The sequence below is a fragment of the Parabacteroides sp. CH2-D42-20 genome, assembly GCF_003670185.1.
Classification (GTDB): Bacteria; Bacteroidota; Bacteroidia; order Bacteroidales; family Tannerellaceae; genus Parabacteroides; species Parabacteroides distasonis.
In genome coordinates, this window is the sequence record NZ_RAYG01000105.1 from 1 (window position 1) to 538 (window position 538).

The 538-nt window shown below is 54.5% G+C and carries 1 pseudogene; it reads left to right on the forward strand.

Annotated elements, in window-relative coordinates:
* Positions 1 to 53 precede the first annotated feature (53 nt).
* A pseudogene (locus D7V92_RS21945) lies at positions 54 to 538 on the forward strand (transcriptional regulator); the annotation flags it as partial.

Below are 538 nucleotides of genomic sequence, written 5' to 3' on the forward strand. Positions count from 1 at the left end.
GTCGTGAGGCTTGAGTGGAGATCCTGCTATAATCTTAGGAAAAGATAATCATAATGATGAATGTTTTGAGAGACGGTCGCTCGGAGAGGGGTACGGCGCAGGTTGGCAAGCGTCATGACCTGAAGACTGTACGCTGGTACGTGCTCACGCTTCCTACTACGGGTGTGGCACGACGCGACAGGATCAGCCCCGCTAAAAGCTTGGATGCCGAGCTTTCCCGGCGCAAGCGTCGTGGGGAGACGTTGTTCGAGTATTTCGCCCCCTCCTATGTGGAGGTGAGGAAGGTGGACGGAAAGATGGTTAACACGAAGCGGCCCCTGCTGTTCAACTACGTGTTTATCCGGTCCTCGGTGGAGGAGATCTTTCAGATGAAGCGTACGCTTCCCCTCTACAATTTCCTTCCCCGGGTCTCTTCCGGAGGCATGGCTCATTTCCCTTATCTCTCGGATGACGAGATGGGTAATTTACGTTGGGTGGCGGAATCTTATTCCAACGAGCTTCCGGTGTACGTACCGGACAGCGACCGCTTGCTGAAGGG